This window comes from Aeromonas aquatica, assembly GCF_000764655.1.
In the GTDB taxonomy this organism is placed as follows: Bacteria; Pseudomonadota; Gammaproteobacteria; order Enterobacterales; family Aeromonadaceae; genus Aeromonas; species Aeromonas aquatica.
The window spans coordinates 1-3,100 of record NZ_JRGL01000057.1 but is presented as its reverse complement, the minus strand read 5'-3'; the positions used below and the strand labels follow the sequence as shown (position 1 = coordinate 3,100).

3 protein-coding genes and 1 pseudogene are annotated in these 3,100 nt (G+C 38.9%); 1 reads left to right on the top strand and 3 read right to left on the bottom strand.

From position 1 onward, the window contains the following. On the bottom strand, nucleotides 1–1,136 hold a 1,136-nt coding region (locus LG30_RS21975), incomplete at its 3' end, for an ATP-binding protein (protein WP_152599106.1). 392 nt (nucleotides 1,137–1,528) lie between these two features. Here LG30_RS21975 and LG30_RS21445 point away from each other — a divergent pair. Then, a pseudogene (locus tag LG30_RS21445) lies at nucleotides 1,529–1,724 on the top strand (IS481 family transposase); the annotation flags it as partial. Nucleotides 1,725–1,797: 73 nt separating this feature from the next. Here LG30_RS21445 and LG30_RS21125 read toward each other — a convergent pair. Both LG30_RS21125 and LG30_RS21440 read right to left on the bottom strand, forming a co-directional pair. Next, the gene (locus tag LG30_RS21125) at nucleotides 1,798–2,412 is read right to left on the bottom strand and encodes a HEPN domain-containing protein (protein ID WP_052100903.1); all 615 of its coding nucleotides are present in this window, start codon (nucleotides 2,410–2,412) and stop codon (nucleotides 1,798–1,800) included. 87 nt (nucleotides 2,413–2,499) lie between these two features. Beyond that, a complete protein-coding gene (locus tag LG30_RS21440) occupies nucleotides 2,500–2,895 on the bottom strand; it encodes a hypothetical protein (protein WP_081966054.1) in 396 nt (131 codons plus the stop codon). Nucleotides 2,896–3,100: the final 205 nt, after the last annotated feature.

Sequence of the window (3,100 nt, the reverse complement as noted above, 5' to 3'; positions counted from 1 at the left end):
TGATTTGGGAAACAACGCCTCCCTTCATACCAAACCTTGGCATTATCAGCCCGTTTAGACTCCCTTTCTCTCATTGGTGCAAAATCATAATTATCCCAATGCCCTGAAACAATATGAAAGAAATGCGTGCTCTTAAAGCGAGTAAGATTTGATGCTCCCAAGCTCCTGTTATCATCTTCAAGGTTCAAACATAGTTTATGAAGATCTGCAGCACGAACAGGAATCACTCGCATATCAAAATATAAACGAGTTCTATTAAACTCTTTGAGTGGTAATGTACGCTTGTCTTCTTCATTTAATTCATGATACCACGCATCCCAGTTTAGCCTGTATCCAGAGCGGGCACGGGTAAACTGTGCGACTCGTTGACTTCTTGTCGAATCAGCAACTGGCCATAGCAGAATTACTTGATACTCTGATAGGTTCTCAAGAGCATCCATATGCTCACCCAAAGACTCGCCTACATATAAAATTGTCTTACCAATCGTATCGGCAGTACGGGCTATATTTTTAATGTCTTCGGTGATTATGCCATAATCAGCTAATGGTGTTTCACTATTGTGGAACGAAAATGTTTCTTCGACTATTTGTGGCCACTCAATTTTATCTGGCCCAAATATTTCAAATTCCTTGTTAGCCAAAAGCCTACTATTTCTAGATGTAGCATCAACAAGTTGTTGATGGAATTGTTTGCTCGTTGTTAACCAAATGAAAACAATAAGCTCTCCACTTAATTCAGCACGGTCAAGTAAGCTTAACCGTTCAATGAACTGTGTTGGAATTATTTCCTTTCCAAGAACGTTCTCCTCATATTGATCTACAACAGCAACCAATAGCTTTTTATCTGTCGCCTTACGTTCTGACTTTAATCTTGCGAGTAATTCGTCTTTTGACTCTATTTCAGAGCGATTTAATACAAAAGTGCAGACATCAGGCATGTGAGTCCCCAATTCTCGGGTCGCACAACTTTTTCCTATACCACTCTCACCGTAAATTGGCAAGAAACGAATTCCTCCGCTAATTGACATTGATTTATAAGAACGGTTAATCTGAGAAATTAGATCTTGATTAGGTAAAAGTTTCCCTCTGAATGCTAGATCTAAATCTTCATAACGAGCTGGTAATGATATTTTCATTGAAATTAAATCATCCCTGTAACTTAATATTAATCACGTATGTTGGGCTGGATGGGTAGGGCACAAATCTACAGGCTATGTAGGTTGGTGCTGAACGAAGTGAAGCCCAACATTTTCCGCGACAACTCACTTTTAAATTCAATAGGTTAATCCACCATATCTAACCTACAAAAAATACGCTACCCCTGTGGATGACAGCTTCCAATATGCTCCCTTGACCTGTGTTGGCAGCAACCCATCGCAGTTCAACAGATTCTGAATGGCCATGGTAAGCCAAACGAAGCTGCATATGCGAGCATCAGAAGTGATACAACCATCAGAAAGTTATCGTTTTTGAACTGCGTCATCAAAGTGCTTACGCAGGTGCTGCCGAAATCTGGGACATCCATCTTTTTGGTATCAAAGGGCGAACAACCTGGTATGAGTCGGTGGAGCAGATGCAGACAGACCTGGACAGCTATCTGGAACACACACTACAACAACCAGCGGCCACATCAGGGCAGGATGATGGAGGGACAGACTCCCTACAGCATGTTCAAGAAGGGTCTGAAATTGATACCGAAGGAAGTGCGCACTAAAGTAGCGTAAACAAGACACCGGTTTGAGGCCGGTGTCAGGTGATAACGAGATCTGTACAACTGGCGCATAGTTGATTGACTCGTTAGATTGCATCATGAGGCAATTGAAACTCCTTTCGAAACTCAACACCTCTTATATCTGCTAAGTATTCCTCACAAGAAAATGAGGTTGCGTAGGCTAGATTATATAAAAACATCATATTATTGTAATTAATGTCAAAATCTAGTTTTGCTGACGAATGCGCTGCATGGGCGATATCATTCCTTGTTGCTAGAATGTTCTTTAGCATATTGTTAACCTCGTGCTCATTTCTTCCGCATCTAGCCCAAGATTCAGTAATATTTGGAATCCCTATATTCTTTTTGAATAATTGTTTTATGTTGTCTTTGTTTGGTGTTGAAAAAGCTCTAATGGATTCCGATAGGTTACTTTTAAGTAGTGTTACTACAAATTTATTACTATTTTCTTCCTCTGTCAGCTCTCCAAATATCCATTCTAGTTGATCTTGTATATAAACTTGCCAATACGCTACTAGGTGTAAATGGTATGTTTGGTTTAAAAACCAAATCTTGTATCCTTTCTTGTTTATATCCATTTTTTCAAGATCTTTCTGAATAATCTGGATTGATTTTATTCTCACAAGGTTTTTGCTAAATAACATCAATGGTGTTTTTCTTAAGTCAATCTTGAATTCCATATCTTACTTCCAGAGAAATCTAACGATTACAAAAACTGGGACATCTACCTTTCTGGTACTAGCGGTGCGAGCATTTAGAAACAGTTGCTATACTGCTACTGAAGATATCTTCTTCGCAATAATGGTTACACCTTCGGTATAGCTATACCCATAACCATAACTATAACAAGTGTCTGCGGTATTCATGTGAGCACTGAATTTGCCTACCTTATGATTATATGCCCCTGATGTTATGGGCTGTATGGCAATCACCTCATAACCTTCGCGGTTTAATTTTTCTACTGCTGTACTAATGTCATTGGAAAGACATTCACCATCGATTTCGTGATCTGACCAGCCAGTTTGTTGCCATTCTTTCTTTTTAACTGTTACCTCTTTCTCTCCGCCAAAAAAGCCTTTCGTTATTTCTCCGGTAGATACTTTTACGGTTACTTCTTCTCCAATTGGCTTAAACTTGGCTTTGACGTAAATAACTTTGTTCAAGATTGACTCCTAAGCTATAACAGTGATTGTATGGAAGATAATAGTAATCTGATGATAAAGCGTTTCATATAACTCTAAAATGTCCTAATAGCAGCTATAAAAACTATTTTACATTAAAATTCAACCAGGCGACTTCTGATACTGAATACATCTTACAGAATTTCCTTTGGATCCCTTTTTGTCCTCGAGCAACAATATACTCAAG

Bases quoted from the DNA above. Each gene is read 5' to 3' on its own strand.
- LG30_RS21125 (WP_052100903.1), bottom strand. From the start codon at position 2,412: ATGGAATTCAAGATTGACTTAAGAAAAACACCATTGATGTTATTTAGC.